The 25,311-nt window shown below is 72.9% G+C and carries 24 protein-coding genes; 9 read left to right on the forward strand and 15 right to left on the reverse strand.

What is annotated here, in order from left to right:
* Position 1: 1 nt before the first annotated feature.
* Genes AB1673_08535 through AB1673_08555 form a run of 5 tightly spaced genes read right to left on the reverse strand, consistent with a single transcriptional unit; the run spans position 2 to position 5,059 of the window.
* Entirely contained in the window at positions 2–868 is an 867-nt protein-coding gene (locus AB1673_08535) for a hypothetical protein (protein ID MEW6154017.1), read from the reverse strand.
* Positions 869–875: 7 nt separating this feature from the next.
* On the reverse strand, positions 876–3,122 hold the full coding sequence (locus tag AB1673_08540; protein ID MEW6154018.1) for an AAA family ATPase: 2,247 nt from the start codon (positions 3,120–3,122) through the stop codon (positions 876–878).
* A gap of 47 nt (positions 3,123–3,169) precedes the next feature.
* On the reverse strand, positions 3,170–3,532 hold the full coding sequence (locus AB1673_08545; GenBank protein ID MEW6154019.1) for a hypothetical protein: 363 nt from the start codon (positions 3,530–3,532) through the stop codon (positions 3,170–3,172).
* 22 nt (positions 3,533–3,554) lie between these two features.
* Entirely contained in the window at positions 3,555–3,995 is a 441-nt protein-coding gene (locus AB1673_08550; protein MEW6154020.1) for a nitroreductase/quinone reductase family protein, read from the reverse strand.
* Positions 3,992–5,059 (reverse strand): LLM class flavin-dependent oxidoreductase, encoded by a 1,068-nt coding sequence (locus AB1673_08555; protein ID MEW6154021.1) that lies wholly within the window; start codon positions 5,057–5,059, stop codon positions 3,992–3,994. Before AB1673_08555 ends, AB1673_08550 begins: the two co-directional genes overlap by 4 nt.
* A 148-nt stretch (positions 5,060–5,207) precedes the next feature.
* Here AB1673_08555 and AB1673_08560 point away from each other — a divergent pair, with 148 nt between their 5' ends.
* Entirely contained in the window at positions 5,208–7,142 is a 1,935-nt protein-coding gene (locus tag AB1673_08560) for a choice-of-anchor D domain-containing protein (protein MEW6154022.1), read from the forward strand.
* Between the two features lie 24 nt (positions 7,143–7,166).
* Here AB1673_08560 and AB1673_08565 read toward each other — a convergent pair whose 3' ends face one another.
* From AB1673_08565 to AB1673_08585, 5 genes are all read right to left on the reverse strand, one after another.
* Positions 7,167–8,075, reverse strand: coding sequence for a DUF368 domain-containing protein (locus tag AB1673_08565; GenBank protein MEW6154023.1), 909 nt, complete (start codon positions 8,073–8,075; stop codon positions 7,167–7,169).
* 20 nt (positions 8,076–8,095) lie between these two features.
* Positions 8,096–9,451: an MATE family efflux transporter gene (locus AB1673_08570; protein ID MEW6154024.1), complete on the reverse strand. Its 1,356-nt coding sequence runs from the start codon at positions 9,449–9,451 to the stop codon at positions 8,096–8,098.
* Between the two features lie 261 nt (positions 9,452–9,712).
* Entirely contained in the window at positions 9,713–10,951 is a 1,239-nt protein-coding gene (locus tag AB1673_08575) for a YcaO-like family protein (GenBank protein MEW6154025.1), read from the reverse strand.
* The gene (locus AB1673_08580) at positions 10,948–13,944 is read right to left on the reverse strand and encodes a YcaO-like family protein (GenBank protein MEW6154026.1); all 2,997 of its coding nucleotides are present in this window, start codon (positions 13,942–13,944) and stop codon (positions 10,948–10,950) included. Before AB1673_08580 ends, AB1673_08575 begins: the two co-directional genes overlap by 4 nt.
* Entirely contained in the window at positions 13,941–14,789 is an 849-nt protein-coding gene (locus AB1673_08585; GenBank protein ID MEW6154027.1) for a hypothetical protein, read from the reverse strand. The genes AB1673_08580 and AB1673_08585 overlap by 4 nt, the downstream gene beginning before the upstream one ends.
* A 474-nt stretch (positions 14,790–15,263) precedes the next feature.
* On the opposite strand from AB1673_08585, the gene AB1673_08590 reads away from it, so the two are divergent.
* The 3 genes from AB1673_08590 to AB1673_08600 all read left to right on the forward strand — a co-directional run bounded on the left by AB1673_08590 (position 15,264) and on the right by AB1673_08600 (position 18,028).
* Positions 15,264–16,115, forward strand: coding sequence for an ABC transporter substrate-binding protein (locus AB1673_08590; protein ID MEW6154028.1), 852 nt, complete (start codon positions 15,264–15,266; stop codon positions 16,113–16,115).
* A gap of 129 nt (positions 16,116–16,244) precedes the next feature.
* On the forward strand, positions 16,245–17,198 hold the full coding sequence (locus tag AB1673_08595; GenBank protein MEW6154029.1) for an iron ABC transporter permease: 954 nt from the start codon (positions 16,245–16,247) through the stop codon (positions 17,196–17,198).
* Complete coding sequence (locus AB1673_08600; GenBank protein MEW6154030.1) at positions 17,195–18,028, forward strand: ABC transporter ATP-binding protein; 834 nt, start codon at positions 17,195–17,197, stop codon at positions 18,026–18,028. Before AB1673_08595 ends, AB1673_08600 begins: the two co-directional genes overlap by 4 nt.
* Here AB1673_08600 and AB1673_08605 read toward each other — a convergent pair.
* From AB1673_08605 to AB1673_08620, 4 genes are all read right to left on the reverse strand, one after another.
* A complete protein-coding gene (locus AB1673_08605) occupies positions 18,025–18,837 on the reverse strand; it encodes a J domain-containing protein (protein MEW6154031.1) in 813 nt (270 codons plus the stop codon). The two genes, AB1673_08600 and AB1673_08605, sit on opposite strands and share 4 nt — an antisense overlap.
* A gap of 158 nt (positions 18,838–18,995) precedes the next feature.
* Positions 18,996–19,925, reverse strand: coding sequence for a cupin domain-containing protein (locus AB1673_08610; protein MEW6154032.1), 930 nt, complete (start codon positions 19,923–19,925; stop codon positions 18,996–18,998).
* A 164-nt stretch (positions 19,926–20,089) separates the two neighbouring features.
* Positions 20,090–21,490 carry a hypothetical protein gene (locus tag AB1673_08615; GenBank protein MEW6154033.1) on the reverse strand — a complete coding sequence of 467 codons (1,401 nt, stop codon included), beginning with the start codon at positions 21,488–21,490 and terminating at the stop codon, positions 20,090–20,092.
* A complete protein-coding gene (locus AB1673_08620) occupies positions 21,483–21,965 on the reverse strand; it encodes an RNA polymerase sigma factor (protein ID MEW6154034.1) in 483 nt (160 codons plus the stop codon). The genes AB1673_08615 and AB1673_08620 overlap by 8 nt, the downstream gene beginning before the upstream one ends.
* Positions 21,966–22,230: 265 nt before the next feature.
* Between AB1673_08620 and AB1673_08625 the strand changes: the two genes are divergently transcribed.
* From AB1673_08625 to AB1673_08635, 3 genes are all read left to right on the forward strand, one after another.
* Complete coding sequence (locus tag AB1673_08625) at positions 22,231–23,004, forward strand: methylenetetrahydrofolate reductase (GenBank protein MEW6154035.1); 774 nt, start codon at positions 22,231–22,233, stop codon at positions 23,002–23,004.
* A gap of 219 nt (positions 23,005–23,223) precedes the next feature.
* Positions 23,224–23,475 (forward strand): ribbon-helix-helix domain-containing protein, encoded by a 252-nt coding sequence (locus tag AB1673_08630; protein MEW6154036.1) that lies wholly within the window; start codon positions 23,224–23,226, stop codon positions 23,473–23,475.
* Positions 23,462–23,770: a type II toxin-antitoxin system PemK/MazF family toxin gene (locus tag AB1673_08635; GenBank protein ID MEW6154037.1), complete on the forward strand. Its 309-nt coding sequence runs from the start codon at positions 23,462–23,464 to the stop codon at positions 23,768–23,770. Before AB1673_08630 ends, AB1673_08635 begins: the two co-directional genes overlap by 14 nt.
* Positions 23,771–23,853: 83 nt before the next feature.
* On the opposite strand, the gene AB1673_08640 is transcribed toward AB1673_08635, so the two are convergent.
* On the reverse strand, positions 23,854–24,426 hold the full coding sequence (locus tag AB1673_08640; GenBank protein ID MEW6154038.1) for a TetR/AcrR family transcriptional regulator: 573 nt from the start codon (positions 24,424–24,426) through the stop codon (positions 23,854–23,856).
* 30 nt (positions 24,427–24,456) lie between these two features.
* Here AB1673_08640 and AB1673_08645 point away from each other — a divergent pair, with 30 nt between their 5' ends.
* Together AB1673_08645 and AB1673_08650 are read left to right on the forward strand one after the other, a co-directional pair.
* Positions 24,457–24,846 carry a hypothetical protein gene (locus tag AB1673_08645; GenBank protein MEW6154039.1) on the forward strand — a complete coding sequence of 130 codons (390 nt, stop codon included), beginning with the start codon at positions 24,457–24,459 and terminating at the stop codon, positions 24,844–24,846.
* Positions 24,843–25,184 carry a hypothetical protein gene (locus AB1673_08650; protein MEW6154040.1) on the forward strand — a complete coding sequence of 114 codons (342 nt, stop codon included), beginning with the start codon at positions 24,843–24,845 and terminating at the stop codon, positions 25,182–25,184. Before AB1673_08645 ends, AB1673_08650 begins: the two co-directional genes overlap by 4 nt.
* Positions 25,185–25,311 lie beyond the last annotated feature (127 nt).

Here is a 25,311-nt window from a genome sequence, read left to right on the forward strand (position 1 = left end):
GTCAGAGGCCGATGCGGGCCTTGAAGGCCCTGATCATCTCCTCGGCCATGGCCGTGTACTCGGCGTCGGGCCGGGCGTGGCGCTCGAGCTCGTCGACGTGCTGGCGCAGCCGGTCGTTGAGCATCGCCCGGCGGTCGGCCTTGGCCTGGGCGGGCAGGGGTAGGGCCTCGTTCTCGTTGAGGTCCCGCAGGGTCTCCTCGACGTGGCTGATGGCCACGGCCACCGTGAGGGCCACGGCCATGCGGCGGTCGGCGAGGCCCTTACGGCGCAAGGCGACGACTTCGATGGTGGCTTCGCCCCGCTCGCTCTCGTGGCCGTCGACCAGCCGCGGCCTCACGTTGCCGTCTTCCATGAACTCGAGGTGGGCGGTGCCGTCGTCGGTGCACGGGTCGAGCAGCAGGGCCTGCTCGGCCGCCTCACCGCCTTCGTGGCCGGCCCGGGCCGTCCCCGGAGCGATCGGGAACTGGTTGGCCTTGCCCACCGTCGTGGCCCCTTCGGCGCCCATGATCTGCTGGGCGCGCTGGCGGTTGCAGTCGATGCACGACGGCAGCAGGTTGGACCATTCCGCGGCCAGCCACCAGTAGCCCGGCTTCACCAAGCGGCCACCCTCGGCCACCGCCCCTTTGGGCCGGTAGTGCTCGACGTCCATGGGCTGGGTGGCCCCGATGTTGGTCTCGCAGTAGGCGCACTTGCGCAGGAAGTCGCGGTCGAGGGCCTCCCGCACGTCGGGGCCCTTGTACGCCTTGAACGGGAACTCCTTGTCGCTTCCCGCCCCGAAGTGGGCCCGGGCCCGTTCGAGCTCCTTGGCCCCGGCCGAAGCCGGGCCGTCGAGGCTCTTGGGCACCGCCCCTCGGGTTACGAGCCGCACCTTGGCCTCAGGTGAACCGCTCGGGGGCGGATTGGCCCCAGATCCCTCGGAGGTCCTCCAGGGCCGCCTCTTTGACTTGGGCCGCCTCCAGCGGCCCGCGGGTGGCCCGGTAGTCGGCCAGGTAGCGCTCGGCGGCCTCGAAGGCCAGGCGCTCGCGAGGTGTCTCACCCAAGACCCGCAGGGGTTCGAGCACGGCGGCCAGCTCCGCCAGCCGGGCCTCTTCGGCGGCCGTGCGTGAGCGCGCTCCCTTGAGCCGGAAGTACTCGTCGAACTGGGCGTCGAGGGATGGGTCGATCGTGCTGCGCAGCCCGAAGAACTCCGACGTGAGCAACTGGTCGGCCCTCATGCCGGCGACGGGGGGAAGGTCGGTCCGGGCGACCACCGTACGCTCCTCGTCGGCCAGTCGTTCCATGACCACGGCCTCGCCGTCGCGCAGGCCCTTGAGGCACAGCGGGTCGTGGGTGGTGACGAGGAACTGGACGCGCGGGAAGCACTCGCGCAGGCTGGAGACGATCCGCATGCGCCAGCGGGGGTGGAGGTGGGCACCCAGCTCGTCGAGGACCACGACACCCTCGGCGGCCGACAGGTCCGACCAGCGGTTGAGCAGCACGGCCATGATGTCGACGGCCAGGGCCACCACCGACTGGTAGCCGTCGCTCAGCTCCTCGATGCGCACCGCTCTGCCGATCGACTTCTTGCGGCACCGCACCTCGCGCGACGACGGGTGGCGGGTGAGGGCGTCACCCTCGTCCATCTCCAACAGGCCGGCCAGGCCCCGGGCGGCGGCGGTGAACTGGTCGTCTTGGAGTGACAGCAGCCAGGCGGTGGCATCGACGAGGGGGACGAACGGGTCGAACAGGTTGTCGAAGTCGGCTATTGCATCCGGGCTGGGCCCCTCGGCCGGGTGGCGAGGAAGGAGCCTGGTGGCGCCGTAGCCCAGCAACAGCACCTTCGGGTCGGGGGTGCCCGTGAACCCCGGGCGGCGGGTGTCGAACTCCAGGTTCATCGGTTCGGACAGGCCGGTGAGCCACACCCTCACCTCCCCGCTCCGGGCCCCCTTGCGGACGTAGCGCCGGGCGTCGAGGCCCAGGGCGTCGCGGGCCGGCTGTCCCATCAGGGCGAGGGCCACGGCCGTGAGGAACGAGCTCTTGCCGGCCGCGTTCTCGCCCACCAGCATCAACCAGCCGGCCGTGTCGCCCCCGAGAGGGACGGCCAGGTCGAGGTGGGCGATGGGCCGGAAGTTGCGGACCTCGACACGTTCCACGTAGCGGGCGGTGGCGAAATAGAGCTCGTCGGTGCCGCGGTCGTGCAGCGAGTAGGCGGCCTGCTTGGTCTGGGCCGCGGCCGTCGCCTCCTGGGCCGACCGTTCCTCGTCGAGGCTGCGCTTGGCCAGCCGAACCCCGCCGATGACCACGTGGTCGTCGTAGTCGAGAACTTGGGGCGCGGTCCGTGGCGGCGCGGCCCCTGCCTCCCGGACCGAAGGGCCGGGCGTCGCCGGGGGGGTGGCCGGGGGACCGGGCGCAGCGCTGGGCTGCTTTGCCACCAGGCGGCGGGCGGCCTGGCGGCGGGCACCGGCGAACTCGGTGGATGGGGCCAGATGGGCCTCTTCGACGGGGCCGGTAGCCCAGGCCGCCCTGACCTCCTCGACGGCCCCCCGGCGGCCCTCGACCAAGGCCGGCCGGTTCAGGTCGAAGACCCCGATGGTGGTCATGGCCCGCCGGTCGTGGCTCGACACCCGGCCGTCGTCGGTGAAGACGAGCAGGGCGTCGCAGTCGTCCCGGCAGGGGTCGAGCAACAGAGGTCGTTCGGCGTCGAGCGCCGGCCCGTGGGACCCCACCGGCGCCCGCTTGCGCCCCTCGACGGGGAAGCGCCGGCCCCGGGCCCGGCTGCAGCTCTCGCACGCCGGGTAGAGGTTGTCCCAGTCGTAGGCCAGCCATGCGTAGTGGGCCAGGCTGGCGTCTCCTTCGGCCCCTGTGGCCGCGCTGGGCGGCCGGTACCACGTCACTTCAGTCGGCCCGCCTGTACCGAGCCGGGTCTCACAGAACGCGCACTTGCCGTGGAACAGCTCGGCCAGGGCACCCTCGACTTCACGCGACCGCACGACGTCGCGGGGGTGGAAGGGCTTCTGGTTGGCCGAGCTGCGCGTCCGGCGGGCGACGCGCTCGGCCCAGTCCCGGGCTTCGGCCCGAGCCTCCCGGGTGTCGTCGCTATCCAGCACCCCCGGGGCCGGGGCCGACCGCTCGATCCGGATCACCGCGCGACGATAAGCCCGGCCGCAGCCCGGCGCGCCACCGGCGGGGACTAGCCGGGCGAGGCGCCCGGCTGGCGGCCCGGCCGCAGGCCGCAGGCCACCCCCATGGGGCAGACACGGGGCGCGAGCTGCTGGAGCAGCCCGGCCCCGAAGCGGCGCATGTCCTGGGCCGCGGCCGTGCCCTCGTCCCCGCCTGCTTCGAGGCGCTCGGCCATGGTGAACAGGGACCCGGCGCTCTCGAGCATGTGGTCGGTGGTGGCCAGCATGACGGCCTTCACCTCGGGCCAGGGTGCGTGCCCGGGCCCGTCGGGGGTCACGTAGGTGATCCCGGTGGCGTCGATGGCGGTCACGTCCACCGTCTGGGCGCGGTCGTCCTGGAACGTGATGCCAGCGGTGAAACCAAGCTCGTCCAAGTTGGGACCCTCCTTCCTCAGGTCACCCACCGTGGCGGGGTTCGACGATCACCAGGGGGATGGTGCGGGGGGTGCGGGCCTGGTAGGTGGCATAGCCCGGGTAGGCGGCGACCACCCGAGGCCACAGGTCGGCCCGTTCGGCCGCGGTGGCCACCCGGGCGTGCATCGGTGTGCACCGTCCACCGGTCGTGACGGTCACGTCGGGGTTGGCCCGCACGTTGAGGAACCACGCGGGGTGACGGTGGTCCCCACCATAGGAGGCCACCAAGACGAGGCGGCCACCGTCGGTGACGGGCGCCGTGAGCACGGTCGAACGGGTGCGCCCCGTGCGCCGGCCGGTGGTGGACAGCACGATGACCGGCATGCCCGCTACCCGGCCGAAGGCCCGCCCCCGGCTCAGGCGCAGCAGGGCCCGGTGGGCGGCCGTCCCCGCCCGGAAAGCGGCGTCCTTGGTCCGGGTCACCGCCCGGCGGCGGCCTGGTGGACGAGGGGCGCCACCTCGGTGCCGTACAGCTCGATGGCGGCCATCAGGCGATCGTGGGCCAGCGTGCCGGCGCTGTACTTGAGGTCGAAGCGCGACAGGCCGAGGGCGGTGGCGACCCGGACGATCTTGGCCGCCACCGTCTCGGGCGAGCCCACGAACAGGGCCCCGTCCGGCCCGGCCGTGCGGTCGAACTGCTCCCGGGTCATCGGGGGCCAGCCCCGCTCCTTCCCGATGCGGGCGTGCATGGCCGAGTAGTGGGGCCACAGCTCGTCGCGTGCCTGGCGGTCGGTGGTGGCCACGTACCCCGGGCAGTGGGCGGCCACGGGCTGGGGGCGGTGCCCGTACTCGGCCAGGGCGCGGTGGTAGAGCTCGACGTAGGGCACGAACCGTTCGGGTTCGCCCCCGATGATGGCCAGCACCAGGGGAAGGCCGTGGCGGGCCGCCCTCACCACCGACTGGGGGCTGCCCCCGACCCCGACCCAGGCCCGCAGGGAACCGGTTTCGACGGGTGGGTACACGCGCTGGCCCTCCAAGGCGGCCCGGGTCTGGCCCGACCACGTGACGGGACCGCCCTTGAGCAGGGTGGCGAAAAGTTCGAGCTTCTCCTCGAACAGTTGCTCGTAGTCGGCCAGGTCGTAGCCGAACAGGGGGAACGACTCGATGAACGAGCCGCGTCCCAGGATCACCTCGGCCCGCCCACCGGAGAGGGCGTTCAGCGTCGAGAACCGCTGGAAGACCCGGACAGGGTCGTCGGAGCTGAGAACGGTCACGGCCGAACCGAGCCGGATGCGCTGTGTACGACCGGCGATGGCGGCCAGCACCACCTCGGGGGACGAGACCGCGAAGTCGGGCCGGTGGTGCTCACCCACGCCGATGAAGTCGATCCCCACCCGGTCGGCCAGCACGGCCTGCTCCACTACTTGGCGGATGACCTCGCCCTGGGGCAGGGGCTGGCCGGCGTCGTCGACCCCGACGTCGCCGAACGTGTCGATCCCCAGTTCGAGCCGCCGGCCCGGGCCGGCTGCGTCCGTGCCCTCGGCCATGGACGCAGCGTAGCGACCGGTCCCGTGCTCCCCTGACCCGGCCTTCGGCCTTCGGCCTTCGGCGGGCGCGGGAGCCGGGGTGGCGTTGCGGTCGGGCGGGCGACGCGGCAGGCTCGTGCCAGGAACACGGGTATCAGGGGGTCGAACAATGGCACGGGCCGTACGGAGCGGATTTGCCCTCGCTCTCGGGAGCAGCAGGCGCCGTCCACGCGCCGTGCTGGCCTCGATGGTCATGGTGGCCCTGGGTGCCACCGGCCTGATCGCCGCTCCGAGCGCGGGCGACGAGCACGGTCCCACCCTGCTGATCTCGCCTACCGCCCTCGAGTTCGGCGAGGTCCAGGTGGGCACGGCCGCGCCCTCCCAGACCGTCGACATCACCAACGTCGGGACCGCCCCGGTGGTCATGAGCGGGGCCGGCGGCGGCCTGGCGGCCCCCTTCTCGGCCGTCCAGAACTGCCAGGGCAACACCCTGCAGCCCGGTGAGTCCTGCCAGATGACCTTCGGCTTCTCGCCCACCGAGGAGGGCCTGGCCACCGCCACCTCGGCGGGGACCTGGAACGACCAGCCCTTCCAGATCGCCGTGCGGGGCACCGGCGCCGCTGTGCCGCCGTCGACGGGCCTGCTGGTCTCGCCCACCGCCCTCGAGTTCGGCGAGGTCCAGGTGGGCACGGCCGCGCCCTCCCAGACCGTCGACGTCACCAACGTCGGGACCGCCCCGGTGGTCATGAGCGGGGCCGGCGGCGGCCTGGCGGCCCCCTTCTCGGCCGTCCAGAACTGCCAGGGCAACACCCTGCAGCCCGGTGAGTCCTGCCAGATGTCCTTCGGCTTCTCGCCCACCGAGGCGGGCCTGGCCACCGCCACCTCGTCGGGGACCTGGAACGACCAGCCCTTCCAGGTCGCCGTGCGGGGCACCGGCATCGCGCCCCGCCTGCTGGTCTCGCCCACGGCCTTGGAGTTCGGGGCCGTGGCCGTGGGGGACACGGCGCCCAGCCAGACCGTCGACATCACCAACGTCGGGACCGCCCCGGTGGTCATGGACGGGGCCGGCGGCGGCGTCGGGGCCCCCTTCTCGGCCGTCCAGAACTGCCAGGGCAACACCCTGCAGCCCGGTGAGTCCTGCCAGATGTCCTTTGGCTTCTCGCCCACCGAGCACGGGCCGGCGTCGGCCACGTCGTCGGGGACCTGGAACGGCCAGGCGTTCATGATCAGCCTCAACGGGACCACACCCAAGGTGGCTCCCTCGATCTCGACGGTGGCGTCACCCGGGGGCGTCCTGGGCACCCCTGTGCGCGACGTGGCCACCCTCAGCGGCGGGGTGGGTGCAGGCCCGACCGGAACGGTGACGTTCAGGCTGTTCAGCGACGCCACGTGCACCACCGAGGTGTTCACCTCGACCGATGACGTGGTCGACGGCACGACGGCCACCTCGGGGTGGTTCAGCCCGGAGGCACCGGGCACCTACTGGTGGACCGCGGTCTACAGCGGCGACGACCTGCACACGTCCGCGACCTCGCCGTGCGGCGCGCCCGACGAGATGGTCACGATCACCGCCTTCCAGGCGCCACCGTTCACCTCCACGGTGACCGGCGACTTCCTCGGCCCCCTGGTCGTAGGGGCGGGTGAGAGCGTGCTTGTAACCGGCGCCCGGGTGGCCCGGGGGGTCGTCGTCGAACCCGGTGGGGCGCTCACCGTGGTGGGTTCACGGGTGGCGGGAGGCATCGTGGCCGATGCGCCCGCCTTCTTCGACCTGTGCGGCACCGACGTGTCCGGGCCCCGCCCGTCGATGGTCGCCCTGACAGTGACCGACGCGCCCGTGCCCGTTCGGGCCGGCGACCCGGCGGCGGGATGCGCCGGCAACCGGATCGCGGGCCACGTGGTCATGTCCTCCAACCTGGCCGCCATGTTCGGGGCCAACACCGTCTCGCACTCGGCCACCTTCGACGGCAACGGGCCGGGCAACACGGTCGTCAAGGCCAACACGATGTTCGGTGCACTGGGGTGCGCCGGCAACGACCCCGCGCCGGTGGACGCCGGCCAACCGAACACGGCGGCGGCCAAGACTGGCCAGTGCGCCTCGCTGTAGGACCGGCCCGCCCGCTGGGGCCCGTCAGCCGGGGTGGGGCACCGGCTCCTCTTCGACGGTCCCGAGCCGGCCCAGCAGCAAGACGAACAGAAAGCCGGCCGCGGCCAACAGCACGGGGAAGAGCACGTCGCCCCTGGGCGCCCCCAGTTCGGTGTTGGAGGTTCCCGCGGGCCACGGCCACAGCACCCTGACCGAGCCCAGCATGAGCCCGATCATGGAGGCCACCACCCGGTCGTGGTGGTTGTCGAGCAGCCACGCCAGCAGGCGGGAGAAGGCGGCCAGCCCGATCACACAGCCGGCGACGAACAGGCCCAGGGGCAGCAAGTCCCGGTCGTTCACTGCGCCCAGCACGTCGCCGTACATACCCAGCATGACCAGCAGGAACGACCCTGACACGCCCGGCAGGATCATGGCGCAGATGGCCACCGCGCCCGAGGCCGGGAAGGCCCACAGCGGGGCCTGGACCAGTTCCGCGGCCTCGGCCGACGTCTCGGTGCGCAGCCCCAGGACGAGGAACAGGGCGACCGCGCTGACCAGCGCGATCACGAGGTGGGACCGGTCGGGCCGGCGCAGGAGACCCCGGGCCACCACCACCGAGCCGGCCACGAGCCCGAAGAACAGCCCCGAGAGCTTGACCGGCTCCTCCTCCAGGAGGTGCTCGATGGCCGAGGCCAGGGTGAGCACGGCCGTGAGTATGCCGGCCAACAGCGGAACGAGCAGGGCCCAGTCGACCTGGCGCAGGCCGCGCAGTCCGTCGGCCACCCGGCCCCGGGCCAGCCACCCTGCGGCCCGGGCGCCGTCGCGGATGGCGTCCACCAGGCGGGGGTAGATGCCCGTGACGAAGGCCACCGTTCCCCCCGAGACTCCCGGGACCACGTCGGCCGACCCCATCAGGAACCCCACGCCGGCATGCTTGACGTGCTCGCGGATCACGCCATGACCGTAGTTTGCGGTCAGAGCGAGGCCGTGCGCCAGCGGCCTCGGGCAAAGCTCCGGTGGGTGATGGCCAGCCGCAGGACCCAGTAGCCGAGCTGGCCGCCGAAGACACCGGGCAGTCCCAGGCCCAAGGGGATGGCCAGCGCCCAGGACAGCGGTAGGGCGCACAGGTAGTTGGCGACGGTCGAGGCCACCATGATCGAGCGGGTGTCACCCCCGGCTCGCAGGGCTCCCGAGTACACCATGGTGGCGACCATGAGCGGGGCCTGGCCGAAGAGGTAGAGGCGGGCGGCCACGGCCTGGCCGGCTACGGCCCCGTCGTCGGTGAAGACCCCGAACACCAGGTCGGGTACGGCCACGACGGGGGCAACGATGGCGGCCGCCAGCCACCCGGTCACGACCCACCCGGACCGCAGGGCCGAGCCGACGCCCTCGGGATCCCCGGCTCCCAGGCGCTGGCCCACCATGATGGCTATCCCGCTGCTGCAGGCGTAGATGACAGTCCACAGCACGGGCAGGGCCCGGCCCAGGATCGACCACGCGGCCAGGTCGACCACGCCCAACCGGGCCACGATGGCCGCCAGCAGGACAGACGTCAGATAGCCGGCAGAGAGCATCGCCGTCTCCGGCCAACCGATCCTCCACATCCTGGCCACCTCGGTGGTCCACCCCTGGGGCCGAGGACGGCGCCAGTGCCCCGACGCCGGCAACCGGCGCCAGCCGTACCAGGCGAGGGCGGTGAAGCCGCAGGCCACGGCCGACACCGTCCCGACCGCCGCCCCCACCACACCGAGCCCGAGGCCCAGGACGAGGACCATGGTGACCGGGATGTTGACCAGGTTGACCCCGATGGCAGCCCGCATCGTGACCTTGGTCAGGCCCATGCCGGCCAAGGCGGAACGGAGGGCGGTCATGGCCCCCAGCAGGGGCAGGGCCACGGCCACCACGCGCAGGTAGCTCGCGGCGGCCGGGGCCAGGTCGGTGTCGCCGGCCAGGGCGTTCATCAGGGGTGAGGCGATGGCGGCCAGGGCCGCCCCGACGACCGCCCCGACAGCCAGGCCCACGGCCGCTCCGATATCGAGGGCGCGCTCGGTGGCGGCCGCTTCGCCGGCCCCGTGGCGGCGGGCGGTCATGACCTGGACGGCCGTGGCCCACCCCGTGGCCAGTATGGTCGCCACCAGCATCACGGGGGCGGCCAGCCCGACGGCGGCAAGGGCGTCGGTCGAGAACCGGCCGAGGACGGCCCCGTCGGTCACGCTGAGGGCGACGGCTGCCAGGTTCCCCACGATCAGCGGGTAGGTCAGCGCCCACAGGGCGCGGTGTGGTCCCGACCGGTCCCCGGGACGGGCCAGGAGGGCGCGTCGGGCGGTCACGGCGCGGCGGCCGGCGCGCCGGCAGCCCGACCGGCGGGCGCGCTGAGAGTGCGTCGCTCGCTCCCGAGAACTGCACGCGCCCGGGGCAAGCAAGCGGGGCCCGGAGGTCGAGGCGGACCAGGTCTGTGTGCCAGCCCCCCGCCGGGGGCGGTCCCGGGAGCTGACCGGAGCCCGTTCCGCCGACCGCTCCCCCGGCCCGGGTGCAAACGAGCGCGCCGGGCGGGCCGCGGGGCCCGCCCTGTTCGCGGCCCGGCCGCGCTGTCAGACATGGGGCACCGGGAGGCGGCAGGGCTGTCCCGGCAGGGGGGCAAGGCCGTCGCCCAGGTAGGGGAAGGCGGCCGGGCCCGTCGCCCGCAGGCCGGGCACGACGGCCCGGGCCACGGCCAGGCCACATGAGGCCACGTCAGGTGTCGTCAGATCGACGGTCAGGGGCCGGAGCCCGGCGGCATCGAGGGCCGCGTGCAGGTCGCCCATCTCGGCCCTCGGCGGGTGGGACCAAGACCGCGGACCATGCCCTGAGGCCAGGCGTCCGGCCACCCGGGTGGCCACCGACGGGTCGGCCAGCAGCTGGAGGTGGCAGGTGATGTCGGTGGCATCGGCCAGGTCCGGGCGGTAGGAGCGGGCGTAGCGACCGTCGGCCCGGTGCGGGGCCAGTGGTCCCCGAGGCCGTTCCCAGGTGTCCAAGCCGTTGGCGACGAGGCGCGCCGTCGTGACCATGAAGGTAGCCTCGGCCCGGGCCTTGGCCGCGGCCTGTTCCCAGCGCGGGCCGGCCCCGCAGCCGTAGGCCGTCAGGCCGTCGTCGGAGGTCACGGCGGCCAGGGCGACAGCCAGCCCGAGATCGCACGGGACCTCCCGCAGTTCGTACCCGGGGACCCGCTCTACGAGCGGAAAGGCCCGGCCGCCGTGCCAGGCCTGGGCCAGGCAATGGCGCTCTACGACCTCCACCAGCGCCCCTTCGGCGGCTGCAGCCAGGCTGGGCCCGGCCGCGATGCCGGCGTTGACCGGGAGGTGGAGCTGGCGCCCGTCGGGCGTGGCGCTATGGGGGCCGGGGGCCAGCCAGACCAGGCTGGCGGGCACGAGGACCGTGCCGCCCTGGCTGTCGGTGGCCTCGGTCCACGCGATGTGCTCGTTGGAGGAGATGCCGGCGAAGGGGAACTGGGCTCGGGCGAGCTGTTCGGGGCGGTACAGGGCCAAGGTGGCCGGGTCGACGGCATCGGTCCCGTCCCGGGCCCACTCCCGGTAGCTGCCCCACCGCAGCCGCGACCGGGGAACGAGGTGGCCGCAGTAGCGCTCGGTGGCCTCGCCCAGGGCCGCTCTGACGGCCGCATCGCTGTCGTACCACGACGCGCCGGCCGTCAAGGGCCCGCCCGAGCACAGGGCGAACGCCGCCGTGTCGCACAGGGCGGCGGTACGCGCCGCCGGGCCGCCGGCCACGGCCACCGTCGCCAGCTCACCGACGAGGCCGGTGCGCTCGTCGAGAATGCGGGAGGCGTGGGTCATGTGTGGGGAAGTGGGGCGAGCACCAGTTCCTCCTCCTCAGCCGCGACCTCCCTCAGACCGAGGACGACGGGGTCGGTGTAGAGGCGGCGCCCACCGAGGAACGCGAAGGCGGCCGGTGGGTTGGAGTACGCCCCGGGAGCCACCACCCTGACGACCCGAGCTCCGGTCGCGGCCACGTCCGGCGTCGTCATGTCGACTGCGCAAGGCCGCAGCCCTTGGGCCAGCAACCTCCGGATGTAGCCGGCCCTGACGTCACCTGTCACCTTGGGGAGACGGTCGAGGGTGACCGGCGGCGCCTCACCCACGATGGGGGCCAGAGCCGGCTCCATGCGGGGGTCGAGCCAGAGTTGGCTGTGGCAGGCCAGGTCGAGCACGTCGCGCCAATCGGAGCGGTAGTCGTCGCGGTACCGGCGGTCGGCGCGGTGCGGTTTGAGGACCGAGCCGTCGAACAGGCCGGACTCCGACAGTTCCCAGATGGCGCCGGCCGGGTCGTCCAGCCCGCACGCGTAGAAGTGCAGGCTGACAGCCTCCACGATGGCCTTGTGGACGGCGGCCACCGGGTCGGGCCGGGCCGCCACGCCGAGGCCGACGATCCCCGCCTCCGGGTCGTGTACGAGGGCCCCGATCACGGCGACGTCGAGCGTGGTGGGGATGGCGACCAGCCGGTACCGCCACGGGCTCTCCACCCCGGCGGCCTGGGCCCAGCCCGGGCCCAGTTCGGGGCACGGGCGTAGCCAGGGCGCCAGGCGGAGGTCGTCCACCTCGACTGGCCGGGCGGCCAGGGCGTTGTGCCACCAGATCATGGTGGCGTCACGCTCCATGAGCTCTTCCATGGCCGCCGTCTCGGCCGCCTGCAGGTCGGGGCCGGCAGCGATGCCGGCCAGGTTGACGTAGTTCGTGAGCGGCTCACCCTCGCCGGCCAGGTGGTGGTAGTTCACGTACGCGAGTGACGCCGGGACGAGTACGGGAAGGCCGTCGTCGAGGGTGTAGCCCTCGGCCCAGCGCACCCTCAGACCGGTGGTGAAGGGCTCGAACGGGAAACCCGGGGCCGCGTGCTGGGACGGCGAGTAGAGGGCCAGGGTGCGGGGGTCGACGGCCGCTCTTCCCTCGCGCGCCAGTTCGTCGAAGCTCGCCCGGCGCAGCCCCGCCGGGACGAAGTTGCCGCAGTAGCGCTCGACGGCCTCGCCCACGGCCGACGACCATGCCCGCTGGCGGTCGGCCACTGCCATGCCGGTCGTCACCCTGTCGGCGGGCCACGGGAGGTGGGCGCCGATGTCGGCCACCGCCCCGGCGTACAGGTGAGCCCAGGGGGGTGCCCCGGGGGCGGTCGCAACCGGCTCCACGGCCGTGACGACGCCCGTGCGCTCGTCGACGAGGGTGGCCAGGTTGCTGCCCGCGCCCAGTTCCTCCCCGCTGGGCCGGGCGGGGGCCGCGGCGTCGGACGGCCAGGTCACCTCCGGCAGCCACAGCAGGCCGCCCGCCGCGGGGGCCACGGTGATCTCGACGGTCGGTCCCGACGCCGCTTGCCACCGGTCGGCCCCAGGGATGGCCCGGGCGAAGCGCGGGAACCGAGAGGTCGTCACTTCCACGCCGATCCGGTGACCGGCGGGGATCTCGACGGCGGCCGGCGGGAAGGTGACCACGACCTTCGTCCGCCCAGCGGCGACCTCGACGGCCGAGTCGAGCAGGCGGGTGCGCTCACCTCCGGCCCGCTCGTGCAGCAGGGTTACGACCACGTCGCAGCCGTGTGTCGGGGCGCACACCTCCATTCGGCACTGGGCCCGGCCGAACCACCCGAGGGGCCCAGCCAGGGATGCCGAGAACCAGGAGACGACATCGGCCCGGGCCACCGGCAGCCGGTGGTCGTCACTGTGGCGGCTCGACGGGAACGGGTCGCCGGGGTCGTGGACCAGGACGGTCGGCGGCGACGCCTGCCCGGGTACGCCCGGTGCCCGTAGGCGACCACGGGCCCCGCCCGCCCACGCGGTCAGCTGGCGGGAGACCGTGGCGCCCCGGGGGTCGAGGCTCACCCAGCGGTGGCTGCCGAGTAGGAAACTCCTCCCGGTGGCCTGCTGGCTGGGCGTCGGGCGTGCGGCCGCCGCCTGACCAGGGGCTCGGCCCCGGGAACGGGGGTCTGCGCCGGCCAGTAGCTCGGCCGCCCACGAGGCGGCCAGGGCTTCTGGGCACGGCACCTGGGCGGGTTCGATCGCCAGGACGCAATGGGGGGCGAGGCGGTGGGTCAGCCCGCTGACCCAGGGGCCGGCGATCACCGTGGCGGACGGCCCCGAGACCTCGGCCTGAGCCAGGCTGGCCACCGCCGACGGGCAGAACCACGAGGCCAGATGGAGGCTGGGGACCCCGGCGGCGGCCACGGCCGCGATCGCGGCCTCTAGGCCCCCACCCCGCTCAGCGCCCGGCCCGTTGCTCTGGCGCGGCCGGCACGGGCGCGCCGGCGGGCCGAGGGGCCAGCCGGCCAGCGGCCCGGGCCAGCGATCGGCGAGGCCGGCCAGCGGCCCGGCCAGGAGCAGGCCTCTCAGGGTCTCGTGGAGCGAGCTGAGCGAGCCCGCCCGGCTCTCAGGGTGGGCGTGGTCCGCCAGCCACAACAGCTCGTCCTCGAGGCGGAACGGCCCGGCCGTTCCGGGACAGACCCAGGGCTGGCGTACCACCACGGCCGCCACCGACGGGTGGCCACTGGCTGCCGCCCACCAGGCCGGCTCCGCGTCGTAGGCCGTCCCGGCACACACCACTCGCCTGTCACACCACGGCTGGTCCACCACCCAGGCCAGCACGTCCCACCCTTGCGAGTCACTGCCGCTCAGGCCTCCGTCGAGCCCGCAGGGCCCGTGGTGATCGGTCACCACCGCGAAGCCGGCGTCGAGCCAGGCCTGGGACGCCCCGGCGATGGGTGCCCGCCAACGGGGGGCGCAGACCAGCAAGGTCGGGAACGGGCCGGCGCTGTGCGGCAACTCGACGCCGGGCTCGTCGTCGATCACGGCTGGTCCACGAGGAGGTCCCGAGGAACGGGGAGGACCGGGTGGCGGCGGACGATGCCGGTCACGGCGTCCACGCCGACCTGCACGTGGGAGCCGGGTACGGGTTCGCCTCGCAGGTGGGCCAGCACGTCGGCGGCCAACAGCGCCGCGGCCACGGCCTCCCCGGGACCGGGCTGCTCGCAGCCAGCGGCCGTTCCCCCGCCGTCGAGCCAGGCCCACAGCTCCAGCAGGTCCGCGGGCCAGGGACAGGCAGCCAGCCTCCGTAGCCTTAGGTCCTCGTAGGACGGGCTCTCCCCGGGGACCGTAAAGGGCCCGACGTACCAGGACCGGCCCTCGCCGTGGGCGCGGTGCCAGGGAACGCCCACTTTGGCTGCCCACCCGTCCAAGGCCCGCCACCGCCTGTCAGGTAGCCAGCGGGCCACGGCCACGACCGCGTCGGGCGTGGCTTTCGTGGGCGGCCCGGCCTGGTCAAGGCCGTCCAGGTCAGCGGCCAGTTCGACCCTCACGCCAGAGCGCGACAGCAAGCCGTCGACGAGCTCGCTCGTCAGGCCTCCTCCGACGATCACCACCCACCCCGGGGCCGTGGGCTCGGGGCCAGCCAGGGCCCCTTCGGCCAGGAGGACGTCAAGCAGATCTGCTGTCCCGGCCCCGGGCGCGGCCGCCATGGCGGCTGCCGGGTTCGTGCGCCCGCCCAGAAGGTCGTCCACCACCGAGCGCGAGGCCTCCTCGGCCTCGATCCGCAGGAACTGTTCGTCGGGCAGGTGTACGAGCCATCCGGCCGAGGTGGGGACGACCGCGGTGCCCTCCCGGTAGCGCAATGACGTGTCGTAGGCCGTCCAGTCCAAGGGTCCTCCTTTCCGGTGGCCCCGGGGCCGTGCCGGCTGACGGCCCCGGGGGGATCACGGGTCTGCCCTACCGCCAGGTGAGAGCGCTCGAGCGCACGGTGAGGGCGTGGTTGCTGGAGCAGACCGAGGCCTTCTGGGCCTTGATGCTCTTGGTGATCTTCATTCGTTCACCTCCTTCCGGGGGTCCGAGGGCCGCCGACCCCCTGAGTGTTCCAGGAACGATTCTCATTGTCAACGAGGCCCCGCCCCGCTAGGGTCAACGAGAACAGTTCCGAGAACCAAACCTGTATCGGCAAAGGAGCGACCGTGTGGTCAGCGGATAGAAGAAGGCGTAGGCAGAAGTGGGCGACGGCCCTCCTCCCGATCGCTCTGGTCGCTTCGGCATGCGGGGGTTCGGACGAGGGCGAGAGGGCATCAGCCCAGGCGCCCGTCACGACGGCGTCGACCACGGCGGCCCGACCCGATCCCTACCCGGTGACCGTGCGCAACTGCGGGGTCGACTACACCTTCACCGAGGCGCCGGAGCGGGTCGTGACGCCTAGCGTCCCGGGCACAGAGCTCATGCTGGCCCTCGGCCTGGAGAGCAAGCTGGCCGGCGTGGTCGGTGCCGTCGGGGTGCTGTCCCCCGACCTTCAACCGAAGATGGCCGGGGTCAACATCATCACCGAGCGGACGTTCCCCCCGCCCAGCAAGGAGGCGGTGCTCTCGGTCAACCCCGACTACGTGGTGTCGGGTTACTCGGAGGACTTCGCGGCCACGGCCATCGGCGACCGGGGCGAGCTCAAGGCGGCCGGCGTGAGCAGCTACCTCGTGCAGGGCAAGTGTGGCGACGGCCGGGCCACCCTCGACGACACCTACGCCGACATCGAGAACCTGGGCCGGGTCTTCAACGTCCCGGCGCAGGCGGCCAACCTCGTCGCGAAGCTGAAGTCCGAGGCGGCCACCGCACGCCCGGCCCCGGGCAGTCCCAAGGTGCTCATCTACGCAGCCGGAAGAGAGCAGCCGAGCACGCACGGTGCGTCTACGCTGGCAGCCGATCTGGTGGCCCGGGCTGGCGGCCAGAACATCTTCCCCGAGATCTCCAGCTTCGGCCGCTTCGACTGGGAGACCGCCGTGGAGCGCAACCCCGACGTGATCCTGGTCGTCACCACCGGTTCGTTCCCGTTGACCACGGCCGAGGAGTTCCTATATGGCTACGAGCCCGTCGCGGGCGTGAAGGCCGTGGCCAACCGCCGGATCGTAAGCGTGGGGGTGAACGACGTGCAGCCCGGTCCCCGTAACGGGCAGGCGCTGGTGACCATTGCCAAGGGTTTGGCCGGTGGCTGATAGCGGGTGGCCCGGCCTCCCGTGGGTGGCCGGGCCCCTGTGGCACTGACGGTCGGGGCCCGGCCGTCTCACCGGCGGGCGCCTCTTGCTCCCGTCCTCGGTGGGCTCGGGGCCGCGCTGGTCGCATCGATGGTGATGGCGGTCGGCATCGGGCCGGTCGCCATCCCCTTCTTGGAGGTGTGGGGGACGCTGGTCGATGAGTTCCTCGGTGACGGCGCCGAGGGCTCGCGCCGGGTGATCGTCACCCAGATCCGGTTCCCGCGGGTACTGCTGGCCGCGGTCGTGGGTGCGGGATTGGCCGTGTCCGGAGTGTCGGTCCAGGCTCTGGTCCGCAACCCGCTAGCCGATCCCTACATCCTCGGGATCTCGGCCGGAGCCGCCTTCGGAGCCATTGGCGTCATCGCTCTGGGGAGCAGCTTCGGCACGACGTCGATCCCTCTGGCCGCCTTCGTGGGCGCCCTGCTGACGTTCCTGGCCGTCTTCACGCTGGCCCGACGGGGCGGGCGGCTGTCTCCCCTGCGCATGATCCTCGTCGGAGTGGCAGTGGCCGCCCTCCTCAACGCGGCCACCAACTACGTGGTGATCAGCACCCCCGACAACGCCCAGTTGCGCAGTGCCCTGTTCTGGCTGTTGGGCGGGGTGGCGGGTGCCCGCTACCGGTGGCTGGTGGCCCCCACGGCTGCTCTCGTAGTCGTGTCCGTCTACCTGGTCGTGCACGCCCGCACCCTGAACTGCCTGTCGCTGGGCGACGAGACGGCCACCACCTTGGGCGTGGAGGTCGACCGCTTCCGGCACACGCTCGTGGTTCTCGTCGCCCTGCTCGTCGGCTCGGTGGTGGCTGTCAGTGGAGCCATCGGGTTCGTGGCCCTTGTGCTGCCCCACGTCGGCCGGTTGCTGGTCGGGCCCGACCACCGCCGGCTGGTCCCGGTGGCCGGGCTATTGGGGGCCATCTTCCTCGTCTGGGTGGACGTAGGTGCTCGCATGATCATCCGTCCTGCGGAGCTGCCCATCGGCGTGGTCACCGCCGCCATCGGCGCCCCGGTCTTCCTGTGGTTGCTGGCTCGGCGGGAGGCGAAGGGTTGAGAGTCGACGTCGAGGGGGTGGGCTGGACCGTAGGAGGCCGGGCCGTCCTGGCCGACGTGTGCTTTACGGTCGCGCCCGGGCGCTTCGTGGGCCTGCTCGGGCCCAACGGGAGCGGGAAGACGTCGTTGCTGCGCTGCATGTACCGGGCCCAGCGGCCTACCTCGGGACGGGTCAGCCTCGACGGCGCCGACGTGTGGGCCACCCCCGGGCGGGTGGTGGCCCGCTCGATGGCCGCCGTCCTTCAGGAAACCACGGCCGAGGCTGGGTACTCGGTGTGGGAGATCGTGCAGATGGGCCGGGCGCCGCACAAGCGGCTGACCGAGCGGCTCGACCGGGCCGACGACGCCATCGTGGCCGAGGCCCTCGAGGACGTGTCGGCCACCGACCTCGCCGATCGTGAGTTCACGACCCTGTCGGGGGGCGAGAAGCAGCGGGTCCTCCTGGCCCGCTGCCTGGCCCAGAGGCCCAGGGTGCTAGTGCTCGACGAACCCACCAACCACCTCGACATCCGGTTCCAGCTCGAGGTCCTGGGCATCGTCGGGAGGCTCGGGGTGACCGTGGTGGCCGCCCTGCACGACCTGAACCTGGCGGCGGCCTACTGCGACGAGCTCGTCATGCTCGACGGGGGCCGGGTGGCAGCCGCCGGCTCGCCCCCGGACCTTCTCACCCCCGAACTGGTGGAGCGGGTGTACGGCGTGGACGCCGAGGTCGCCGTCCACCCCGCTACGGGCCGGACGACGGTCACCTACCTACCCCCAGCCCGTTCTGGTCGGGCGGACGCGCCGGGAGCGGGCCCAGAGGCGGCCACAACCGAGGGCGGCCCGCCCTAGAACCGGGTGTAGCGGTACGGGCCGAGCTCGAGGGCGGTGGCCGTGCACGTGTAGGAGTACTCGCCGCTGACCACGTCGACGGCCACGGGGCGGTCGGGCGGGCGGCCGTCAATGGTCGCCCGTAGCTCGAGGTCCGATGGCCCGATGGCGGCCTGTTCGAGCCGGCTGCCCTGGGCCCGCCACCGCTCGTCGACCGTGCCCGTGAACACCGCTTCGATGCGCAGGCCGGCCTGGGACCCGACCAGCGGGGACGACCCGGTGTAGTCCGACCGCGCCCGGCCGTCGGCCGACACGGCCAGCGTGGCCCCGGCTCCGCCTCTGATCGGCGCTGTGACCTCCCGCCCCATCAGCGTGCCCCGGAAGGGGACCTCGAACGCCTCCCCCCGCCAGGCGCCCACCAGACAGTCGTCGCCCAGCGCTGGCGGGGCGGTCACCGCTCCCCGCCACACCGCCCCTCCGATCACGACCACGACGAGGACGGCCACCCAACGCCCCCACCGAGGCGGGCGCGTCAGACGGGGCAGCGGGGCCGGCACCGGCGGGGCCTGATCGGGCCGGCCGGGCCGGGCGGGGGCACCGACGGCGGTGGCCGCCGGCCGCTGGCGGGCGTCGTAGGCCGCCCGCTGGTCGGGGTCGGACAGGGCCTTGTAGGCCTCGGTTATCCGGTGGAACCGCTCGGTGTCGCCCGACCGGTCGGGGTGGGCGGCCTTCACCAGCCGCCGGTAGGCGTGCCTGATCTGCTCGCCGGACGCGTCGGCCGCGATCCCGAGTACCTCGTAGTGGTCCGCCACCCCGCCGACGGTACCCACCCCCCAACCGGTGTACGAAACCGCCAGCTCCGGCGCGTTCTGCAACACCGGTTCGGCGGGCCGCGCCGAACCGGCGCAGGAACCCGGGTCGAGGCGAACGGGACGGGGCCCCGGCCCATGGACGGCGAGCGCCGCGGAGCCCCCCGCCACACCTCCCGTTACCGGGCTCCGGTGAGGGTGAGGTCGAACGTGGCCGCCACGGTCGTGCCCAGGGCCTCTGTCCTGGTCCCGACGAACGTCCCCGTCCCCATCGCGTCGACGTAGCGCCCTGTGCCGCCCACCACCCCGAGGGTGGCGGCGAACGTGGCGTCGGCCGTGCCGGGCGCGGGCTGGGCGGCGCCGTTCATGGCGACCCCGATCGTCGAGCCGTCGGCGAACGAGAACGTGACGAACCCCGAGAAGGGACCGCTGCCGGCCGTGTAGTTCACGGCTCCGAGCATGTCCACCCCGACCGGCTGGCCGTCGAGGGTGGCCGTGCCCCGCAGCCGGTTCCAGCCGTAGACGACCGTGCCCGCCGGCCCGGCCGAGAACAGCGACCGGTCCGACGAGACAAGCTCGGCGGTGAGGCGGACGTCCATGCCTTGTAGCCCGGTGCCGGTGGTCGTGGCCAGCGGCGCCCCCGTGGCCAGGAGGGCGGCCAGGTCGACAACGACGGGGCGGTCGCTTTCGTTGGCCCCGAAGTGGACCAGGCCCTGGGTCTCGACGACCACGTCGCCGGGACCGAGGGTGACGACGGCTGGGCCTGTGACCTCCTCGCCCCCCCCGCCGTCCCCCCGCCGGACCGAGGCCGTACCGGAGACGACGTTCAAGGTGAGCTCGCCGGACACGATCCTGGCGATCTGCGTTCCCTGGTGGAAGTGCTCGGGTAGCCGGGCGCCCGGCCCGATGGTCACCCGCTCCATGTACATGGTCTGGCCCGGGGCATTGGCCGGTATGACCTCGCCGAAGCGGGTGCGGTCCACCCCGCCGGCCACCGCCGACGGCCCGCCGCCCCCGCGGTCCCCGCCCAGCACCAGGGCGGCAGCCACCGCGGCCAAGGCGGCCGCAACCGCAGCCAGCCAGGCCACCCGCCTCGTCCGTGTTCCCATCTCCCAAGGGTGCCAGGGGGCGCAGCCCTAATGGTGGGGTTGCTCCAAGCCCGTTGGGCACACGTAATGAGCCAAGGCTTGACCAACATCATGATCGACGAGGGCCTCGTCCCGGGCGCCAGCCGGCCGGCGTACCAGCGCGGCCAGGGGCCGGCAAGCCACCCTCAGCGGGGGCAGCCGAGGGCGTGGGGGGCGGTTTCTTCGACGGTCATGGGCCGGCCGGCCGGGACCATCCCGTCGCCCGCCATGGCGTCGGCCAGTTGCCACACGACCTGGGGGAAGGCTCCCTCGTCGGCCATATCGACCAGCACCGGCCACTGGCGGGACCCGCTCATGGCGGCGACCGCGGCCGCCGCTCCTTCGTCGTCGCCGGCGGCGCGAGCCGTGACCCACCGCTCGGTCCACGCGCACGCCACCGCCCCGGCCACCTGGGCCCCGAGCTGGTAGCGGTCCGTGGTGGTGCCCCCGGCCCGGAGGCGAGAGGAGTCGAAGCCCGGCGGCAGGGTGACGCCGGCCAGCATCCGGTCGACCTCGGCGCTGCGTTGGGCTGGGGTCACCGACCGATCAGGTAGGGCGGCTGGCCATTCGTCCTCGGGCACGGGCCGGAGGCTGGCGAGCGCCTCGAGGAACGCCTCCCGGCTCGTTGCTGCTCCCCGCATTTCGAACAAGGCGCCGTCCGACAGCCACATGGCCGCGAACTCGTTGCTCGCCTCGTAGTGGACCACGGCCGCGACCTGGCCGAGTACGGTCGCCTGCCACAGCTCGGCCGCGCTGTTCACCCGGTCGTCGACCAGCCGTTCGAAGGCGACCTCGTCACCGGCATTGACCCGCAGGTCCACCTCGGCCAAACCCCGCACGAACGTGGTCTCGCTCGATTCGTAGCGCTCAGGGCGGGCCGCGGCCCGGGCCACGGCCAGTTCGAGACCGGTCGGCATCGCCGTTGCGTCCCATCCCGGGCCGCTCACGGCCGGCCGTAGGTGGCGCACGATCTCGATTAGCCCCTCGGCCGGCACCCGGGTGCCGCGCAGGACGAGCGTGCGGCCCGGGGTGGGGGCCCAGACCACGGTCTGCTGGAGGGCGCCGGAGCCATAGACAGCCGCGGGCTTACCGTTCACGACCTCGGTGGTGGCGTCCGGGGGGACGTTCCACACGTCCTCGCCGGTCATGTCGAACAGCGCCACCTGGGGCCCGTCGAAGCCGGCTCGGGGGTCACGCCACACCTGCACAAAGGAGAGCCCGTGGTCCCCCGGCCGGGCCTCGACCGCCCCGCTCTCCTGGTGGGTGGCCGACACCTGCCAGCCGTCCATCAAGAACCGAGCGGCCGGGGCCGGGGAGGTCGCTGCGGGCACGTCCACGGCCGGGCCGCGGGCTACGAGGACGACGGCCACGGCCGTAACGGCCAAGGCGGTGGCCCCCACCGCTACGGCCCGCCACCACGGCGCGGGCGCGGGCTCGTGCCTCGCCACCGCGAGGTCCTCGCTGCCGTAGCGGGCGCGCTGGGCGGCCTCGTCGAGAACATCTCCGTAGCGAGCGAGGCGGGTTTGCAGATCGGTGAGCTCAGCCATCGACGGCTCCCAGGTTGCGGCGGAGCTTCTTGAGGCCCCGGTGGACGTGGTTGCGGACGGTCGACACCGGTACGCCGCACACGGCGGCCACCTCGGCGTAGCTCCATCCGTGGGCGTGGACCAGCAGCACGGCGACGCAGTGCGCTCTCGGGAGGCGGGCCAGTGCGGCACCGAGGCCGGGCTCAGGGTCGGGGTGCTCAGGCGCGTCGTCGGGTGGGAAGGCCCGCGCCCGCCTCCACCGCCAATGACGGCGGGCGTGGGACTGCGCGACGCGGTAGAGGTAGCCGATCCGGTTCCCAATGGGCTCGAGGTCGTCCCAGTTCTCCCACGCCCAGGCGAGGGCGTCGGCCGTCACCTCGACGCCCACCTCGGGCCCGTAGTGGGCGACGAGGACCCGTTGCAGGTGGGCGGCCTCGTCCCGCACGAACCGCTCGTAGGCGCTGTGCTGGGCCGGGGTGCGCGTTTGGGTGATCACAACCCGCACAAACCCCCGGGCCCGCCCGCCGTTTCACCCCGGCCGCCCCGGTTCTCGACCATCGAGCTCCGAAGGGCTCGGACGAGGATGATGGTGTTGTCCATTGTTCCCTTCGGCGGGCCCCGAGAGGACCACACGATAGAGGCCGGGCCCGAAGTAGCCGGTGGCTCCATGGCCGACTTGGCCTTCGACGGTCCCCCGCGGGTCCCGAAGCGGCGTCTCAGCGGCAGACACACCCTGGGGCGCGAGGCTTACTGTGGTCGTCATGTCGAGGGACCGGTTGCGGGTCGTCTGCGAGGTTGAGCCGGCCACTCGCCCAGACCTGATGCATGTTCGCCATCAGATCGGCGTCATGAGCCGGATCGCGACGGCGTTCTTGATCCCGGACAACCACATCGGGCGGGCGACAGTGTCGAGCATCGCTGTTGCTCACGAGGTTGCGTTGATGGGGGGCCGAGCGATCGCGTGCCTCAATGCACGAGACCGCAACGTGTTGGGGTTTCGGCGGGACCTGCTCACCGCGGCGGCCTACGGCGTGGACGAGTTCCTCTTCGTCTATGGGGATCGCCCCGAGAGCGGCAGACGCTCCGACGACCTCTCGGTGCGCTCCATGCTCGACGAGGCACGGCGGTTCACGGGGGACGGGGGGCCGGCTACGAGGCCGTTCCGACTTGGTGTCACCTCGCGACTGGTGCCACTGCCTTCCTGGAAGCGGGAGGCTGACTTCCTGTTCGTACAGGTGAGCTTCTCCGTCGAGGAGCTGGTGAACTGGCGGTCAACGATCGACTTCGACGGTCCCGTGTTCGCGGGTGTCATGGCGCCCGCCTCGGCGATGATGGCCCGGAAGCTCTCCGCGGACATCCCCGAGCTTGCCGTGCCGGCCACGCTCGTGGCCGCTCTCGAGCGCGACCGGAACGCAGGAGTCGACTTCGCCTGTCAGATGATCGACGAGATCCGCGAGTCGGAGGCGTTCGAGGGTGTCCATCTCATCCCGGTGTCGCGTTACCGGGAGATCGCGGCGCGGCTCGAGCCAGCCTGACGAGTGCCAGCGTGTGGGTTGCAGGACGTGCAGGAGCCAGTGCGCATAGAGATCCGGGACGACCATCCGCCAGCTCCGGTTCGCGCCTTGAGGGCCGACTGGGGCGAGCTGCGGTACCCCACGCGTCCCCCTGGGGGCGGGGATGACGGGCGCCCGGGGTCTCGCGCTGGCCTTCTCGGGGGTCTGCCTCGAGGTTGTCATACAGGATATCCTGCCTGTATGACAATGCTCAGCTTCCGAGTGGACGAAGCGGAGGCCGCCGAGGCCCAGCGCTGGGCTGAACAGCTTGGGGTGGACCGTTCCGAGTTGCTCCGCGAAGCACTTCACCGACACCTTCTGCGGCTCGCAAGTGAGAACGACGCCGAGACATGGGCCGATCGACCGCTCGCCGCCGGCGAGCAGTCGCTGTCAGAGATCGCGGATTGGGGCCCCGCCGAGGACTGGTCCGACTGGGCCGATGCAACGGGGTGAGATCTGGTTTGCCGCCACCCCCGGCGGTGATCGCCCCGTCCTCGTCCTGACCCGCGATCCCGTGGCTAAACGGATCGGCTCGGTCGTCGTCGCGGCCTTGACGCGCACGCGGCGCGGCCTCGTCTCCGAACTCGAACTGACCGCCGCCCAGGACGCCCTTCCAGACGATTGCGTGGTGAACTTCGACAACATCCATACGCTGGCTCGTGAACGCTTCCGAAGGCGGGTAGCGACCCTGTCACCCGCCCGCATGGCGCAAGCGTGCCGCACCCTCAACGCCGCCACCGGATGCTGATGCGCCGGGGTCGCCTAGCCGCGTCCCGTCGTCCGGTGCTGGCAGAAGTCGGGTGAGCCCGGCGGTCCCGCGCCTCACACGCCTCAGCCCGCGGCCAGTAGCAACCCGCCGAACTGGGCGGCCATGGCATCAAGCTCGGGCCCCGCGGGATCAGTTGTGACCTGCAGCACGAGCCCATTGGCGACAGCGATGAACAGCGCGGCCATGGCCTCGGGCTCGATCCACGACGGCAGGACGCCCGCCGCGCGCATGCCCGCGATCTGGTCGGCCATGAGGCGGCCGAGCTCGTGCCAGAGGTCGAGAAGCCCTCGGTTCAGCGGCTCCATGCGAGACGCCAGGAGGAGCGCCTCCAGGTAGACCGGCGCCTCGGAGCGGTGGTGCTCGAACGTGCTGATGAGCGTCTGAATGGCCGTCGCCGTGCGGGCCGCAGGGTCACCGTCGCCAGCCAGCACCTCGATGGTCGGTGCCAGCCACGCCCGCAACCCGTCGAGCAGGGCCGCCGCCACCAGGTCGTCCTTCGACCCGAAGTGGTACGTGATGGCCGCCAGGTTGGCGCCCGCGACGGCGGCTATGTCGCGAGAGGTCGTGGCCGCCAAGCCCTTCTGTCCGAGGCAGTGGCGAGCGGCATCAAGGAGTCGCTGGCGTGTGTCACCCATCAGTCAATCATACGTACGTATGATGAAGCCATGCAGACCCGAACCCGGCGCTGGGGCGGCTTTGCGGCGTGGGCTGGCGGTGGTGCCGTGTCCGGGCTGGCGGGCATCGCCATGCCGTCGGTCGGGCTGTTGGTGGCGGTGCTCGCCGTCGCGGTGGTCGCCCTCGTTAGGGCCGGTCGGCACCTGCAGGTGTGGCCCGACGTCGCTGGCTTCCTGCCGGGCGCCGGATCGCTCTTCCTGCTCGTCGGCCTGGCCAACCTGAACTCGACCCCGTGCCCCTCGAGCGGCTCGGGGCTCGCGGGGCCGGGCGCCACCGGAGCCATGTCCTCCTGCGGCGGGTTCGATCCTTGGCCCTGGCTGCTGATCGGCGTCGTCCTGGCCGCCACGGGCCTCGCCTTCTTCCTCGCACCCCGCCGGTGATCGTCGGGCTCGCCGTCTTCGTGGTGGCCACCGTCCTGCTGGTGTCGATGGGAGGCGCCATCGTCGCTGCCCCCTTGACGCTGCCCGTCCTCGCCGTGGTGGTCCGCCACCATCCGACGCGTGGGTTCCGCATCGCCGGTGCCATCATCGGCGGCCTCACCGCCGCTGAGGTGGCGTGGGCCGCCGTCTACCTCGTCGCCGGCGAGGCACCCGTCCTCGTCTGGCTTCTTCCCGCCCTGATCGGGATCGCCGCCGGGGCGGTGCTCGGCCGCCGTCGGCTTCCAACCGCAGGCGCTCGGCTGGGACCTTCTGAGCCTGACGCGTGCCCCGTTCGGTGATGGCACCAGCGCTCCGAGCCCCCACCAGCACATGGAGCAGCCGGATGGTCCACCGGGCGTCGGTAGCGTTCGGGCGAAGACGATCACCATCACGATTACCGAGGGCTCGACCGGTGCACGCCGCTCC

It is taken from the genome of Actinomycetota bacterium (assembly GCA_040754375.1).
GTDB lineage: Bacteria > Actinomycetota > Acidimicrobiia > Acidimicrobiales > AC-14 > JBFMCT01.

Coding starts and splice junctions, on each gene's coding strand:
- AB1673_08595 (MEW6154029.1), top strand. CDS start 16,245: ATGGTGATGGCGGTCGGCATCGGGCCGGTCGCCATCCCCTTCTTGGAG.
- AB1673_08635 (MEW6154037.1), top strand. CDS start 23,462: ATGCAACGGGGTGAGATCTGGTTTGCCGCCACCCCCGGCGGTGATCGC.
- AB1673_08610 (MEW6154032.1), bottom strand. CDS start 19,925: ATGGGAACACGGACGAGGCGGGTGGCCTGGCTGGCTGCGGTTGCGGCC.
- AB1673_08575 (MEW6154025.1), bottom strand. CDS start 10,951: ATGACCCACGCCTCCCGCATTCTCGACGAGCGCACCGGCCTCGTCGGT.
- AB1673_08630 (MEW6154036.1), top strand. CDS start 23,224: ATGACAATGCTCAGCTTCCGAGTGGACGAAGCGGAGGCCGCCGAGGCC.
- AB1673_08615 (MEW6154033.1), bottom strand. CDS start 21,490: ATGGCTGAGCTCACCGATCTGCAAACCCGCCTCGCTCGCTACGGAGAT.
- AB1673_08555 (MEW6154021.1), bottom strand. CDS start 5,059: ATGGCCGAGGGCACGGACGCAGCCGGCCCGGGCCGGCGGCTCGAACTG.
- AB1673_08640 (MEW6154038.1), bottom strand. CDS start 24,426: ATGGGTGACACACGCCAGCGACTCCTTGATGCCGCTCGCCACTGCCTC.
- AB1673_08625 (MEW6154035.1), top strand. CDS start 22,231: ATGTCGAGGGACCGGTTGCGGGTCGTCTGCGAGGTTGAGCCGGCCACT.
- AB1673_08645 (MEW6154039.1), top strand. CDS start 24,457: ATGCAGACCCGAACCCGGCGCTGGGGCGGCTTTGCGGCGTGGGCTGGC.
- AB1673_08560 (MEW6154022.1), top strand. CDS start 5,208: ATGGCACGGGCCGTACGGAGCGGATTTGCCCTCGCTCTCGGGAGCAGC.